This is a genomic window from Shewanella alkalitolerans, from assembly GCF_019457575.1.
Classification (GTDB): domain Bacteria; phylum Pseudomonadota; class Gammaproteobacteria; order Enterobacterales; family Shewanellaceae; genus Shewanella; species Shewanella loihica.
Map to the genome: position 1 here is coordinate 3,816,565 of NZ_CP080422.1, position 14,806 is coordinate 3,831,370.

The 14,806-nt window shown below is 56.9% G+C and carries 11 protein-coding genes and 1 pseudogene; 9 read left to right on the plus strand and 3 right to left on the minus strand.

The window, feature by feature from the left end:
- The first annotated feature begins 34 nt into the window (after positions 1 to 34).
- From K0J45_RS16535 to K0J45_RS16555, 5 genes and pseudogenes are all read left to right on the plus strand, one after another.
- The gene (locus K0J45_RS16535) at positions 35 to 661 is read left to right on the plus strand and encodes a SprT family zinc-dependent metalloprotease (RefSeq protein WP_220043354.1); all 627 of its coding nucleotides are present in this window, start codon (positions 35 to 37) and stop codon (positions 659 to 661) included.
- Between the two features lie 195 nt (positions 662 to 856).
- The gene (locus tag K0J45_RS16540; protein ID WP_434086969.1) at positions 857 to 1,591 is read left to right on the plus strand and encodes an endonuclease; all 735 of its coding nucleotides are present in this window, start codon (positions 857 to 859) and stop codon (positions 1,589 to 1,591) included.
- Between the two features lie 3 nt (positions 1,592 to 1,594).
- Complete coding sequence (gene rsmE, locus K0J45_RS16545; RefSeq protein WP_144204335.1) at positions 1,595 to 2,326, plus strand: 16S rRNA (uracil(1498)-N(3))-methyltransferase; 732 nt, start codon at positions 1,595 to 1,597, stop codon at positions 2,324 to 2,326.
- Positions 2,327 to 2,365: 39 nt separating this feature from the next.
- The gene (gene gshB / locus K0J45_RS16550) at positions 2,366 to 3,313 is read left to right on the plus strand and encodes a glutathione synthase (RefSeq protein ID WP_220043356.1); all 948 of its coding nucleotides are present in this window, start codon (positions 2,366 to 2,368) and stop codon (positions 3,311 to 3,313) included.
- 12 nt (positions 3,314 to 3,325) lie between these two features.
- Positions 3,326 to 4,642: pseudogene (locus tag K0J45_RS16555) on the plus strand (alkaline phosphatase); the annotation flags it as partial.
- A 449-nt stretch (positions 4,643 to 5,091) separates the two neighbouring features.
- Here the strand turns inward: K0J45_RS16555 and K0J45_RS16560 are convergent.
- The 3 genes from K0J45_RS16560 to K0J45_RS16570 are packed head-to-tail and all read right to left on the minus strand — an operon-like array spanning position 5,092 to position 9,194.
- Positions 5,092 to 7,569, minus strand: a complete 2,478-nt coding sequence (locus tag K0J45_RS16560; protein ID WP_220043358.1) for a putative bifunctional diguanylate cyclase/phosphodiesterase — start codon at positions 7,567 to 7,569, stop codon at positions 5,092 to 5,094.
- Positions 7,570 to 7,573: 4 nt separating this feature from the next.
- A complete protein-coding gene (locus K0J45_RS16565) occupies positions 7,574 to 8,770 on the minus strand; it encodes a hypothetical protein (protein ID WP_220043359.1) in 1,197 nt (398 codons plus the stop codon).
- Positions 8,754 to 9,194 (minus strand): type 2 periplasmic-binding domain-containing protein, encoded by a 441-nt coding sequence (locus K0J45_RS16570; RefSeq protein ID WP_011867025.1) that lies wholly within the window; start codon positions 9,192 to 9,194, stop codon positions 8,754 to 8,756. Before K0J45_RS16570 ends, K0J45_RS16565 begins: the two co-directional genes overlap by 17 nt.
- A gap of 182 nt (positions 9,195 to 9,376) precedes the next feature.
- Here K0J45_RS16570 and K0J45_RS16575 point away from each other — a divergent pair, with 182 nt between their 5' ends.
- From K0J45_RS16575 to K0J45_RS16590, 4 genes are all read left to right on the plus strand, one after another.
- On the plus strand, positions 9,377 to 10,405 hold the full coding sequence (locus tag K0J45_RS16575) for a methyltransferase (RefSeq protein WP_220043360.1): 1,029 nt from the start codon (positions 9,377 to 9,379) through the stop codon (positions 10,403 to 10,405).
- Positions 10,406 to 10,590: 185 nt separating this feature from the next.
- On the plus strand, positions 10,591 to 12,261 hold the full coding sequence (locus tag K0J45_RS16580) for a flagellar assembly protein A (protein ID WP_220043361.1): 1,671 nt from the start codon (positions 10,591 to 10,593) through the stop codon (positions 12,259 to 12,261).
- Positions 12,262 to 12,376: 115 nt separating this feature from the next.
- Positions 12,377 to 13,477 carry a site-2 protease family protein gene (locus K0J45_RS16585; RefSeq protein WP_220043362.1) on the plus strand — a complete coding sequence of 367 codons (1,101 nt, stop codon included), beginning with the start codon at positions 12,377 to 12,379 and terminating at the stop codon, positions 13,475 to 13,477.
- 404 nt (positions 13,478 to 13,881) lie between these two features.
- Positions 13,882 to 14,652: a Crp/Fnr family transcriptional regulator gene (locus tag K0J45_RS16590; protein WP_220043363.1), complete on the plus strand. Its 771-nt coding sequence runs from the start codon at positions 13,882 to 13,884 to the stop codon at positions 14,650 to 14,652.
- Positions 14,653 to 14,806: the final 154 nt, after the last annotated feature.

Below are 14,806 nucleotides of genomic sequence, written 5' to 3' on the forward strand. Positions count from 1 at the left end.
CTATCACCTAACGCCTAGGGCCTGTTGACCTTTCATGTTTCGACGATTGCAATCCTTGTTTCACACGCCTACGCCAGAATCATCCAGGCTTAGCTCCAAAGCGTCTAAATCAAGAACGTCTAAATCAAGAACGTCTAGCCCTCCCGCAAATAGTACCGAGCTTAACGAACACCAGCAGCTTATTCTCGAGGCTGTTGAATCTTGCTATCAAAAGGCAGAGGGGCAACTTAAGCGCAACTTTCCCCGCCCCGAGGTGAACTTCAAACTCAGGGGCAAGAGCGCCGGCACCGCCCATCTGCAGCTCAACAAGCTGAGGTTCAACCCTGTGTTGCTGGAGGAAAACCTGGATGAGTTTGTCCAGCAGGTGGTGCCCCACGAGATCTGTCACCTGCTCGCCTATCAGCTCTATGGCCGGGTCAAACCCCATGGCAAGGAGTGGCAGGCCTTGATGGTGAAACTCTATGGCCTCACGCCGAGCACCACCCACAGCCTGAATACCGATTCGGTCGCCGGCCGGACCTTCGACTATCGCTGCCGCTGCGGCGTCGTGCCTCTGAGCATTCGCAGACACAACAAGGTGCAGCGACAAGAGACTCAGTATCGCTGCCGCCGCTGCAAGGAGACCCTCACCCCCTTGGGTGGCATGGGCGGCGAGGCATGATGAATCCGGCTTAACTTGCCTGAACTGAGTCGATTCCCGTAGAATCGGCTTGAATTATGGCGCCATATTCAGCGGTACAAGATGAGTGGGTGCCAACACACGAGTCGCCACCAAGCCGGCCAAATAGAGAGCGCGGCAGAGATAGGCGACAATTTTTATTTTTAGGGAATAGATGTGCTAACTACCTCATTGAGTTTGAGGCCGCTGCTCCGTGGCGCCTTGGCGCTGCTAGCGCTCGGCTTTACCACGGGCGCCCTCGCCTCCCATCCCACCAGTTTTAATCAAGCCAAACAGGTCGCACGCAGCATCTACAGCGAGACACTGCCAGCCAAGAGCTTCTACTGTGGCTGCGACATCAGCATCACAGGTAAGCTGTGGCTGCCCGACTTTGAGCGCTGCGGCTATCAGGTACGTAAACAGGAGAAGCGCGCCAAGCGTATCGAGTGGGAACACATAGTCCCCGCCTGGGAATTTGGTCATCAGCGTCAATGCTGGCAAGAGGGCGGTCGCAAAAACTGCGGCAAGACAGACAAACAGTTTAAGAAGATGGAGAGCGACCTGCATAACCTGGTACCCGCTATCGGTGAGGTCAATGGCGATCGCAGCAACTTCCGCTTCAGCCAGTGGAACGCCAAGGCTGAGCAATATGGCCAGTGTGCCATGGTGGTCGACTTCAAGGGCAGAAAGGTGGAGCCCCCCAGCCAGACCCGCGGTCAGATAGCCCGCACCTATCTCTATATGCAGCAGGCCTATGGCCTTAAGATCGCCAAAAGTCAGCTAAAACTGTTTCAGGCATGGGATAAAAGCTATCCAGTTGATACTATTGAGTGCCAGAGAGACGCCGCCATCGCGGCCAAACAGGGCAACCACAACCCCTTTGTCCAGGCTCAGTGCCAAAAACGGACAGATACCCAGAGTATCGCGGAGTAATGCATGAGAATTCCAAGGATCTATCAGCCCGGCAACTATGACCTTAACCAGCAGTTGATGCTGGACGAGGAAGCCGCCGGCCATGTCGGGCGCGTATTGCGCATGGGCGCCGGCGAACAGCTCGAGCTGTTCAACGGCGATGGCCACAACTACCTGACCGAGATCGTCGCCGCCAGCAAGAAAAATGTCGAAGTGCGGGTCCTATCCAAGGAGGCGAACGACAACGAATCGCCCCTCAACCTGCATCTGGGTCAGGTGATCTCCCGCGGCGATCGCATGGACTTCACCCTGCAAAAATCGGTCGAGTTGGGAGTCAATACGATTACCCCGCTGTTTTCCGAGCGTTGCGGCGTCAAGCTGACCGGCGAGCGTCTGGAGAAGAAGATCCAGCAGTGGCAGAAGATAGTGATCAGCGCCTGTGAACAGTCTGGCCGCAGCACGGTACCAGAGGTGAGACCGGCGATGCAGCTCGACGACTGGTGCGGTGAAGCCACCCAGGCCCTCAAGCTCAACCTGCACCCCAGGGCCGACCATGGTATCAATGGCCTGGTGATGGAGACCCCAAGGGTGCGTCTGCTGATCGGCCCCGAAGGCGGCTTGTCGCCCCAAGAGATTGCCATGACAGAGACCCATGCCTTCACCGACGTGCTGCTCGGCCCCCGCGTACTGCGCACCGAGACCGCCGCCCTGACGGCCATTAGCGCACTGCAACTTAAGTTTGGCGACCTGAGCTAAAAGGCTCGGCCCCTTAGTATTAACAAAAGGAAAGATGAGATGATAAAGCTTGGCATAGTGATGGATCCCATCAGCGACATTAACATCAAGAAAGACTCCAGCTTCGCCATGTTGATGGCGGCGCAGTCGCGCGGCTATCAGCTCTATTATATGGAGATGCAAGATCTGGCCATGGTGAACGGCGTGGCCATGGGTAACATGCGTCGCCTCACGGTGAAGCAAGATCCCCAATCCTGGTACCAACTGGAAGAGGCCGTCGATACGCCGCTTGCAGATCTCGACGTGATCCTGATGCGTAAGGACCCGCCATTCGATACCGAGTTCGTCTACGCCACCTATATGTTGGAGCGCGCCGAGGAGCAAGGCACGCTGATTGTCAACAAGCCCCAGAGCCTGCGCGACGCCAACGAGAAGCTGTTTACCGCCTGGTTCAGCGAATTTACCCCAGACACAATCGTGACCCGCGATGCCCAGCGCATCCGCGCCTTCTATCAGGAGAAGGGCGATATCATCCTCAAGCCGCTGGATGGCATGGGCGGCAGCTCTATCTTCCGCGTTAAGGCCCAGGATCCTAACCTAGGGGTGATCATCGAAACCCTCACCAACCATGGCCAGCAATATGCTATGGCCCAGGCCTTCATTCCTGATATCACCGCCGGTGACAAGCGCATCCTGGTGGTGGATGGTGTACCGGTTCCTTATAGCTTGGCGCGTATTCCCCAGAAGGGCGAGACCCGGGGTAACCTGGCCGCAGGTGGTCGCGGCGTCGCTCAGCCCTTGTCTGAGAGCGACTGGGCCATCGCCAACGCCATCGGCCCCGAGCTGAAGAAGCGTGGCCTGATCTTCGTCGGCCTGGATGTGATCGGCGACAAGCTCACCGAGATCAACGTGACCAGCCCGACCTGTATCAGAGAGATCGAGGCCGCCTTCGACGTGGATATCACAGGCATGCTGATGGACGCCATCGAAGCGCGTATTGCCCGTTAATCTGGAGCCAAGATGAAACTAACCCGCTTATGTTCCCTCCTCTGCCTGGGTGCCGCGCTGGTATCGGGCAGCCTCTGGGCCGACAACCTGCTCGGCCCGCAGACGGCGCCGAGCCGTCCCAAGAATATCGTCATCATGGTGGGCGATGGCATGGGCCCTGCCTACACCAGCGCCTATCGCTACTATCAGGACAATCCTAACACCCAAGAGATAGAGCAGACGGTGTTTGACCGCCTCTTGGTGGGCAACGCCAGCACCTATCCGGCGCCCGTCAGCGGCTATGTCACCGACTCGGCCGCGGCCGCCACCGCCCTGGCCACAGGGGTGAAGACCTATAACGGCGCCGTGTCGGTAGATGTCGATAAGCGTCCCATCCCCACCCTGTTGGAGCTGGCCAAGAAGCGTGGCATGAGCACAGGCGTAACAGTGACCAGCCAGATCAACCACGCCACTCCGGCCGCCTTCTTAAGTCACAACGAGAGCCGTCGTAACTATGAGGCTCTGGCCCAGAGCTACCTGAGCACAGATGCCGACGTTATGCTCGGCGGCGGTCAGAAATATTTTTCTGACAAGCTGATCAAGCAGTTCGAGGCCAAGGGGTATCGGGTAATCAAGGATTCAGCCCTGCTGGAGGGTGTGAGCCAACCTAAGGTGATGGGTCTGTTCGCCGACGTGCAGCTTCCCTGGGCGATCGATGAGCCGGAGGCCAGACGCCTGAGTACCATGACCGCCAAGGCGCTGGACCTACTCTCCCAGAACGACCAAGGCTTCGTGCTTCTGGTCGAAGGCAGCCTGATCGACTGGGCCGGCCACAACAATGATATCGCCACTGCCATGGCAGAGATGCATGAATTTGCCAGCGCCATCGAGGTGGTCGAGCAGTTTTTGCGTCAGCATCAAGATACCCTATTGGTTGTCACCGCCGACCATAACACCGGCGGTCTCTCAATCGGCAAACAAGGCGAGTACCGCTGGGACAGCCAGATGCTACGCCAGATAAGTGCCAGCCCGACACAAATCGCTAAGCAGGCATTGGCCCAGGATGAGTGGCAGGGCGGCGTGAGTAACGCCCTAGGTTTTACCCCGAGCGATGACGAGTTTAGCGCACTGGATAACGCCAGAATGCAGGGCGAGCAGGTGCTGACCACCCAGCTTAAGAAGCTTATTGACCAGCGATCCAACACAGGCTGGACCACGGGCGGCCATACGGGTGTGGACGTGCAGGTGTTTGCCGCCGGCCCGGCCTCATCCCTGTTTGCCGGCCATCAGGACAACACGGATATCGCCCATAAGCTGATCAGCCTGCTGCCTAAGGCGGCTAAACCTAAGCCAGAAGCTAAACAGGCTCCAGCTAAGTCTCTAGAGCCTAAGGCTGCCAAGCCTATAGATGCAAAGCCTGTCGAAGCCGAGCCAGTAGAAGCCGAGCCAGAAGCGGCACGGCAGGAGACTGAGGTGAAGGTTAAAGCTGAGATTGAAGCAGAGGTTGAAAGCAAGGCCAAAGATCTCATCGACTCACAGGTATTGCCGAAAGAAGATGTAAATCCGGCTACGGACGTGAAACCGGCCACCGAGGGCCAGTCTGCCGCCAGCGACTCTAACGCTAAGAAGATGGACGCTAAGGAGATGGACGCCAAGCAGGCGCTGCAGCAAGCAGAAGATCTGCTTAGCGAGGGCACCGAGAGTCAATCTGCCGCCCCCGTGTCTCAGGTAGACAATCAAGACTAAGCCTTATCTTTCACTAGCTACTCATACTAGCATCACGCGCTAGCTTATCCTCACTAGCTCCCCTGCCTAGCCAATTTAGGTTGGGGAGCCTGGCTGATGGGCCACAGACGAGTCTCCTCTATCTCCTGCAACACCTTAAACACCGACGCCACATCCAGTGGCCGCGAGAAGTAGTAGCCCTGACCCAGCTCGCAGCGCTGACAGCTGAGGCACTCCGCCTGCTGCTGAGTCTCTATCCCCTCTGCCACCACCTGACGGCCAAGATTATGGGCCAGCTCGATCACTGTGGTGATGATATGGGCATCGGCCTCACCATCGAGCACATTGGCGGTGAAACAGCGATCTATCTTCAAGAGATCGAAGGGCAGCTGCTTGAGATAACTCAGCGAAGAGTAGCCGGTGCCGAAGTCGTCGATGGCGATCCTCACTCCCAACGCCTTGAGCGCCGCCATGGCCGCCATGGCCTGCTCTACCTGCTCGATCACGCTCTCCTCGGTCACCTCAAGCAGCAGGGACTGGGCCGAGACCTGCTGCGCCTCCACCTCTTGGCGCACCACGTTCAGGAGGTCAGGGGCCAGGAAGTGTTTGGCCGACAGGTTGACCGCGATATAGAGCTCGGGCCAGCCGGCCGACTTGAGCTGGGCGACTAACTCCGAGGCCTTACGGATCACATAGTTGCCCACCTCGATGATCGCCTCGCTATGCTCGATATCGGGAATGAAATCCCCCGGCATGATGAGGCCGCGCTCGGGATGGAACCAGCGGATCAGCGCCTCGAAGCCGCGCAGCCTACCCGAGGGCAGCTCGACTATGGGCTGCAGGAAGAGCACCAGCTGCTCCTCGTTGATGGCCGCCCCTATGCTCTGCTCTATCATGAGACGGTTATTGGCCTGATGCAGCATCTCCTCGCTGAACACCCGGTAGTTGCTGCGACCAGCGCTCTTGGCCTGATACATGGCCAGATCCGCATGCTGAATAAGCTCCTCCGCCCTGAGCTGCGAGGTGTTGCAGTAAGCCAGGCCAATACTGGTAGTAACGATCAGCTTGTGACTGCCCAGCACCACGGGATGTTGCAGGGCCGAGAAGATCCTGTGGATCACATTGCTCACCTCCTGCTCGTCGCGCACCTGCCTGAGCAAGATAAGAAACTCATCGCCCCCCTGACGAAATACGGTATCCATCTCGCGCACGCTATTGGTCAGCCTGGCGGCCACTATCTTGAGCAGTTCGTCCCCCTGAATGTGCCCCAAGGTGTCATTGATCCGCTTAAACTCGTCGAGATCCAGGAACATGAGCACCACACGATCTTCCTCGCTGGCGATACAGGCGATGGCGGTCTGCAGTTCGTGGTGCAGCATGGCCTTGTTGGGCAGGCCCGTCAGAGTATCCAGCATGGCGAGCCGCTCCAGCTCATGGGTGTACTCGTCCACCTCATTTTCCATCCCCTGCATGTTGTCGGCCAGCTGTCGGGTCGCCAGATGGATCAGGTCGACCTCGTCGGGAAACCAGGATGGCTTACTCGGTAGGCTGGTGCGCACGCTGCCAAAGTCGTGGTCCGCCAACAGGGGCAAGAGGCTGGCGTGGCGCGCCAGGCTGACGACTGGCGACCAAGCCACCAACAACACCAGACCGGCGGCCAAGATCAGCCCCACCAGCAATGTGCCCACCATCCCCAGCTGGAAGGTAGAGAGCATCTGCTGCCACTGCTCCAGACTCATCAACACCACTATCGCCGGAGCGTTTTCCACCTTATCCAAGGGGAAGGACCACACCGCCCAGTGGCTGTCCTGATAGCTATAGATGCCTTCTCCGAGGGAGATCTGCTGCCAGGAGTAGCTACCGGCCATGTGACTCAGCAGGGCGAAGCTACTGGGACGGTTGCTGATACTATAAAGATGACGCCCCCACAGGGGCCCTGGCTCGGCGCCACGAGACTGGGCCCCTAACACCGCCAGCTCGATCGACTTGTCGGTGCGAAAGTGGCTGATCACCTCGGTGAGCGCCGACTCGAAGAAGAACAGATGAGGCTTGCTGTTCACCAAGGTCGGCACCAGCACCTGGATCACACAGTCCTCGACACACACCACCCTTGAGGTGAGTTCATAGGAGGCCTCACTCTGCATCAGCCACTGGAGATCGTCCTGAGAGTGTGGCTCGCCCGCGTGGGCCAGTCGTTCACCGTTTAGCTGATACAGGCCGAAGCCCTTGAGATCCCAATAGAGCTGTACGTCGGGCCAGTTCTCGCTCAGCAGTAGCTGATAGCCCTCGGCGCCATCATCGCCCTTGGCATTGGCCACAAACCCAAGCTGCATCGCCGCCTGCAGCGAATGTTCCACCGCCGTGCTCATGGAGAAGGAGAGGCTCTGGGCCAGCTTGTCCCGCTGGGCCTCCAGTAACATCTTCTGCTGGTTCAGTAGCTGCTGGTAGGCCAAGGTACAGATCACCCCACCCACCAGGGTCAAGATCAGAATCACCGCGATAAGGAGTTTCCATTTGATACTCAAGAAGCGATTGGGGTGATTCACTATCATGGGATCACCACTGGAACTTGTAGGATATTTCGATGGCAAACAGCGACCAGTCCTTGTCCTGCACCGCCGGATTCGGCAGCAGGATAGGCGTCACCCAAGCGGCGCCGCGTACCTTATGGTATTCCGCCGCCACCATCCAATCTTTCGCAGGCAGCCAGCGGGTCCCAATGGTCCAGTCCTGGGCGTAGCCAAAGTAGCCGGGCAGCCCTCGTTCGGCCAGCTTGTCGCCATCTGGGTCCTTTTCATCCTGTATCTGATGATCATAGCGAACAAACACCTCGACATCCCCCGGCAGATAGCCGCGCACATCCAGATAGTAGCCATAGCCCCTCACCTCATAGATGCCCAGCTCTGGCGGCACAAACACCCCGCCCACATAGCGATCCCAATGCAGGTATTCGCCGGTAAATTCGAGGAAGTTAATCCGGTACTGGGCCGACACTATCCAGTGTTTAGATCGCAGGCTGCCATCGGCAAAAGGCCCCCCCAGATGGGACTGATAACGACTCTTGGCGTCGAAATAGGTGAGCCCTAGCCTCAGGCTGTCGTCCTGATACTCGAGATCCGCGCCCCAATAGCCATCGGCATCGAAGCGGCCAAACTCCTTCGAGCCCACCACGTTACGGGTCAGGTCGTCAGAGGTTTGTGCATCCCCCAGGGTCAGGTGCCATTCCAGTGAGCCGTCCAGCACTGGATGACCACCAAACAGCTCGCCGCCTGTGATATGCAATAGAGCATCGCGAAGATAGTCGCTATAGACAGACTGGGGCAGCAAGATCCCCGGCCGGGTAAAGGAGACATCCCGGGTACTGGTGTAGAAGCCGGCCTCACTCTTAAACAGGCCGCCCCTGGCCCCTACATAACCCTGATCTAAGATGAACTTATACTCGGCAAACAGATAGTCGGCGGAGAGACCTGACTCATCCAGGTTCCCCCACTGACGATAACGGGCAGCCCCCGCCACACGGAAGTGCTCATCCGGCATCCAGGAGAGGTGCAGCGCCGCCTCGGTGACATCGAAAGTGTCTCCCGACTCGCCAACGATAAACTCGCTGCCATCGGCTGAAATATAGCCCTGACCGATAAAGCCATTGACCTGCCATTGATTGCTCTGAGCCTGTGCGGTAAGCGGTAGGCAGAGGGCCATCGGCAAACCTAAGATGCCTGCCAATAGGGTTAAGCGACTAGTGCTCGGCTTCATCTTGTCCTCCTTGACGCTCGATACCAACCTCGACGGCCAGCGCGCCGCCACCACCAGACACATAGCCTATTGCCCCGGGCGTGCTGGCCACCTTCTCGCGCATCTGCGCCTCGGAATCCAGGGTGACCGGCCGCTCGCCGACGCCGGAAAACACCAGGCGGTCCCAGCGATGACGCAGCACATAGGGCATCATTTCCAGCTGCTGATAGCAAAATTCTTCATGTATGGGGGAGTTGCTGGGGAGGACGAAGACCTGGATCTTCTGACCGTCGGACCAATAGAGCTTCTGCATGGCGAAGATCAGCTTGAGATCTTTCGGGGTGATGTCGGCGATCTCCACAGAGGAGTTGACGATCACCTGAGCGGCGAAAACGTTAGCGCAACAAAGGCCCAGTAGGCACATCCATGTCGACAATCGCCGCATCCTCGCTCCTCTATCTCCTATAGACCTCAGTTATGCGCCAAATCTCACATAACAAAGGATATTTATCCGCTAATGAGATATAGCTTAGGCAAGAATCGGCAAACTGGCATAATAAATGTTACTGATAATATATGGGCTTGGGCTATAATTGCCGCAAATTCCCCTTTGGCCTGTGGTTGCGCGTGTTATCTAATCCTTCTCAAGTCGTCCTAAGAAATATCGAACTGTTTGAATCAAAGAATGTTTTGCTCATCAATCATGAGTGCGATCTTCTGGCGACGGCCCTGTTGGAAGATGCCGCAAAAGTCACGACTCTGGCCCTGGATTTCAACCATTTTCAGCGCATCAAAAGCCATGAAAATGCCCGTCTGCAGTGCCATTTCGGTCATCAGCTGCCATCGACGCAAACTTTCGATGCCGTGGTGCTCTTCTACCCCAAATCTAAGAGCCTGGCACCCTACCTGATCAACCTGGCCGGACGTCATCTTATTCCGGGTGGCGAGCTGGTGATCGTCGGTGAGAAGAAGGGCGGCATCCGCTCTATCACCAAACAGCTGCCTGACTACTTCGATGGCGGCATCAAGCTAGACAACGCCCGTCACTGCATGCTCTACAGCAGCAGCCTGCTAAGCGAGGCGCCAGAGATCAAACTCAGCGACTGGGTCAAAGACTATGTGCTGAGCACGCCGCAGGGGGAGCTGACCATCTGCAATCTGGTGGGCGTCTTTAGCGAGAAACGACTCGACGAGGGCACAGAGCTGCTGCTTGAGCACCTGCCCACACTTAAGGGGCGCGTGCTCGACTTTGGCTGCGGCGCCGGGGTGATCACCGCCGCCCTACTCAAGGCCAACCCAGATCTCGAACTCGAGTGCGTCGACATCAACGCCATGGCGCTGGCCTCCTGCGAGCTGACCCTGGCAGCTAACGGCATGCAGGCCAAGGTCTATGCCTCGGACGGCCTGACACAGACCCAGGGCATGTTCGACGCCATCATCTCCAACCCTCCGTTTCACGACGGCCTGGACAGCACCACAGAGATAGCGACCCGCTTCGTGCAGGAGAGTGAGGCCCAGCTTAAGTCTGGCGGTATTTTTCAGATAGTGGCCAACCGCCACCTGCCCTACAGTGACACCGTAGCCAAATTCTTCAAAACCGTGAATGTGGCTGCCGAGAACAACAAATACAAGATCTACGCCAACCGCAAGGCGTAACTCGCTAAAAAAACACTGTTTAATCTGTTATTTAACGCCGGGGTCGCCCGGCTTTTTTCGCACGAGATCTCATTTCAATCATGCGCTTCATCTGCATCATAAAATAGGGCTTCATAGGTCAAACTTTATGCTGTTATACTCGGGAGAATACTAACTAAAATAATAATTAACCTGCGGAAATCTCTATGCTGGATCCTGGACTGATAGAACTGAGTAGTGACGGAAACTTAGCCGAATTAAAAGTCATTCCCAATACCCATGGCCCACTGACGGTGGATGCCATTCTCGAACTGCTCACCCTCCCCGAATTTTGCCAGCTTTCCCCCCGTAAGAATGTTATCGAAAAGGCCGTCGCCCAGGTCAACAAGGTCATCGGCCAGGACGATGGCCAGTATGAGCTGTTCTTCGAGATCGCCGAGCGCCGCGACGCCGAGATAACCATCACCCTCAGCGACGACAAGATGAGCGCCGAGATGACACTCACCGCCCCCTGGGGTGGCAAGTCACTGACGTTGCAAGATATCTTAAGGGCCCTCAAGGCCGAGCAGATCAGCATGGGGCTGAGCAAGGTCAAGATAGAGGCTCTGCTGGCCAAGCTGCCGACCCTGGCCCCAGGCGAGAGTTGCAGCGAGGTGTTCGCCCACGGCAAGCCCGCCATCAATGGCACCAACGCCATCGTCGAGCGTAAGGTGCCGCTGGCGAGGGAGCGTCTGCTACAGCCCCAGGAGCGAGCCGACGGCACGGTGGACATGCGTAATCTGGGCGAGATCATCATGGTCAAACCCAACGACAAGTTGATGGTTAAGATACCCGCCACCGAAGGCACTAAGGGCTACAACGTTCAGGGTGAGCCGCTGCTGCCGATCGCCGGCAAAGATCTTAAACTCACCGCGGGCACGGGCGCCGAGCTGCTGGAGTCCGACCCTAATGTGCTGGTCGCCACGGTCGCCGGCCAGCCGGTAGAGACCAAGACAGGCATGCAGGTCGATGACGTGCTGCAGATTAAGGACGTGGATATCGGCTACGGCAACGTCGACTTCAAGGGCAGTGTATTGGTTACCGGCGACGTGCATGAAGGCATGGTGGTCAAGTCCACCGGCGATATAACCGTGATGGGCTTCGTCGACTCGGCCCAGCTGATCGCCGATGGTGATATTACCGTCAGCAAGGGGGTGATCGGCCGCCAGCTCAAGGAAGATCAACTCTCTACCAAGCTATCTGCCAAGGGGCAGATCTCCGCTCAGTTCGTGCAATACTCTGAGCTGCAGGCCGAGGGCGACATCCTGGTCACCAAACAGCTGCTGCACAGCCACACCCAGACGGCAGGGAAACTGATCGTCAGCGACGCCAACGGCCGCCGCGGCGACCTGGTGGGCGGCGTGGCCCAGGCCGATAAGGGGGTTAAGGCGGTGATCATAGGCGCCACGGCCGGTACCCGCACCGAGGTGTTCTGCGCCATGAAGTGCGGCGAGCTGAAAGAGGAGCTCAAGCAGCTGGATCATGGGATCAAACACATGGTGGTGGCCAAGCTCAATATCGAGGCCAGCCTCAACAAGCTGCCCCCCAAGGCCGAATGGCAGGACGACGCCCTCATGGTCGAGCAGGTCAAGGGGATGCTGGAGGAGAAGCGCCGCATCACCGAGGAGTGGTCCCGGGAGGAGCAGGAGTTCAACGCCATCAAGCAGGAAGTGGAAAACTATTATCAGGAGTACCGCATCGAGGCCTGCAAGCATATCTTCGCCAACGTCGAGCTACATATCGGCCCGGCCTTTAACCGCACCCAGCGCGAACACGGCCCCTGCATAGTGGTCAACGAAGGCCAGGAGATCAGCTTCGACTATAGCAATCGTAAGTGATCTCAATTGATTAGACGACTAACGAGGCCCGGCAAAATTGTCGGGCCTCTTTTCTTTGCCATGGCTTTACAGGCATAATCCCCGCCAGATAGCGGTAACGGATAACGGAAAACACGTGGAACTACTGAGAATAGACTGTTTAGGCAAAGAGTTGCGCCTCGAAGGCTCGCTGGCCGGTTGGCAACAACTCTTCTGGGACAATCAGCTGGTGTCGGTCAAGGAGGCCAGTGCCGAGAACCAAGGGCTGAGAAACCACGAGTTTGAGTTAAGCCGCCACGACCCGCAGCAAGAGACGGTGCAGAAGATCCCCCTCACCCTGGAGGTAGACCTCATCTGGCAACCCTTCACGCTCAACTATCGCCTGCTGAGCGAAGACGCCGTACTGAGCGAAGGCAGCCGCAACGCCAAGGATATCGAGCGTCAGACACCGGTCACCCCAGTTAAGGCGCCACAGAAACTAAGCCTGGTGGGCCTGGCCTCCTTGGGCTTTAAGCTGCTCAAGAGCGCCAAGGTGATCAAGGTGGTGCTGGCCGGTGCCAGCGTGGCCGCCTACTCCTGGCTCTTCTCCTTCCAGTTTGCCCTGGCGCTGATCGCCTGCCTCATGTTCCACGAGTATGGGCATATTCGCGCCATGAAATATTTCGGCATGAAGACCAAGGGGATCTACCTCATCCCCTTCATGGGTGGCTTGGCGCTAAGCGATGAGAAGATCAACACCCGCTGGCAGGATGTAGTGATCTCCATCATGGGGCCCACCTTCGGCCTCTTAATGTCGATAGCGGCCCTGGTCGCCTACTGGATCACAGACAACCCGCTGTTTGCCGGGCTTGCCGCCTTCAACGCCCTGCTGAACCTGTTCAACCTGCTGCCCATATTGCCGCTGGACGGCGGTCACATCCTCAAGAGCATCAGCTTCTCCATGAACAGCCTGATGGGGCTGATCGCCTGTGTGGCCGGCGCCGCCATCGGCGTCTTCATCAGCTATAGCCTGGGGCTGGCGCTGCTGGGTTTCCTGCTGCTGATCGGTAGCCTGGAGATCGTCTTCGAGTGGAAGAGCCGCCACCAGAGCCATCTGCTGCCGCTGGACAGATATGGGCAGATCTTCTCTACCATCTGGTATCTGCTGACCGTAGGCGCCCTGGTCGCCATCATCTGGTACCTGGCCGGTAGCGGCGATGACATGCTTGGGCTGCCGCTCAAGATACTGCAGAGCTAAGTCATCTAAGAAACTCCCCCTCTATTGCCTCGCCCTCTCTGAGGGCGGGGCTCCTCGAAGCAGCCTTCCTAAAAAAGCCAGTCCTTCTCTCTCTACAGTCACATCCCAAACAAGGTGAACAAAAGGTAAATTTTTTCACATTTTTTCGCCAACTCATCGCCAAGCCAACGGCAAAAATATTTATTCAAATAAAACAGATAAATAAACAAACAAAAACTAGCCGTTATTTGGCAATTTTTAGTCAAAAAAACAGCAAGCATAGGTATTTTCCGATCCCCGCCTAGGGACATTTGCGGATATTTTTAAAAGTTACATTAACGTTACAATCGATACATCATCAGAGGATGACCAAGAGAAAACAGATAAAATTTTATTTAAAAACAGATAGTTTTTTGAGGTGCAACATGATTAAGTCCATATCGACAGGTAGAACACAGCAGGGTAATTTCAGCCCGGTTGAAAAACAGATGTTCGGCGCTGCGTTACTGGCTGAACCCGGCACCTCAAGCCCATTCCCCGATGCACTCTCCATTGCCGAAAGTGGATGTTCAAGCAGTTTGCTACAGCAACTCACCAGCGTCACCAAGCGTTTTCGCCACCTCAAGGCGGAGCAATATCTGCTGCGCCAACAGGACCAGTTTGACTCCCTGTTTGTGGTCAAGAAGGGCGCCCTCAAGAGCTATCGCCTGACCCCGGAAGGCGAGGAGATAGTGACTGGCTTCTATATGGAGGGCGACGTCATAGGCGCCGGCGGCCTGGGTAACCATAAACACTTCTACTCTGTGGTGGCGCTGGAACCTTCGAGCCTGTATGAGATCCCCTTCGCCAAGTTGCTGCAACAATCCGCCATGGAGCCGATAGTGCAGCAGCTGATGCTCAAGCTACTCAGCCAGGAGATGCAGGCGGATCAGAGCCTGAGACTTATCCAGCTCAAGCAGGTCAAGGCGGCGATCGCCTCGCTGATCCTCAACATCGCCAACCGCCTGACGGCGACCCAGATCACCCTGCCCATGAGCCGGGTGGATATCGCCAACCTGTTGGGGGTTGCCTCGGAGACCGTCTGCCGCGAGTTTACCCGCCTGCAGAAGCAGGGGCTGCTGTCGGTCAACCGTAAGCATATCGTCATCAACGATCTTCCCCAGCTGCAGCTGGCGGCGGGCGGAGATTGCTACTAAGCAATCATTCATTAAAAACGAAGGCACCCATCTGGGTGCCATTTGGTGCTTCATTTAAGTTAATTTAAATTGCCTTTCGGCGCTAATTTAAAGTGCCTTTCGGAGCTAATTTAAAGTGCCTTTCGACCCTAATTTAAAACGCCTTTCGGCGTTA

Excerpts from the sequence above, each read along its gene's own strand:
- K0J45_RS16580 (WP_220043361.1), top strand. The coding sequence starts at position 10,591 with ATGCTGGATCCTGGACTGATAGAACTGAGTAGTGACGGAAACTTAGCC.
- gshB (WP_220043356.1), top strand. The coding sequence starts at position 2,366 with ATGATAAAGCTTGGCATAGTGATGGATCCCATCAGCGACATTAACATC.
- K0J45_RS16535 (WP_220043354.1), top strand. The coding sequence starts at position 35 with ATGTTTCGACGATTGCAATCCTTGTTTCACACGCCTACGCCAGAATCA.
- K0J45_RS16560 (WP_220043358.1), bottom strand. The coding sequence starts at position 7,569 with ATGATAGTGAATCACCCCAATCGCTTCTTGAGTATCAAATGGAAACTC.
- K0J45_RS16570 (WP_011867025.1), bottom strand. The coding sequence starts at position 9,194 with ATGCGGCGATTGTCGACATGGATGTGCCTACTGGGCCTTTGTTGCGCT.
- rsmE (WP_144204335.1), top strand. The coding sequence starts at position 1,595 with ATGAGAATTCCAAGGATCTATCAGCCCGGCAACTATGACCTTAACCAG.
- K0J45_RS16590 (WP_220043363.1), top strand. The coding sequence starts at position 13,882 with ATGATTAAGTCCATATCGACAGGTAGAACACAGCAGGGTAATTTCAGC.
- K0J45_RS16565 (WP_220043359.1), bottom strand. The coding sequence starts at position 8,770 with ATGAAGCCGAGCACTAGTCGCTTAACCCTATTGGCAGGCATCTTAGGT.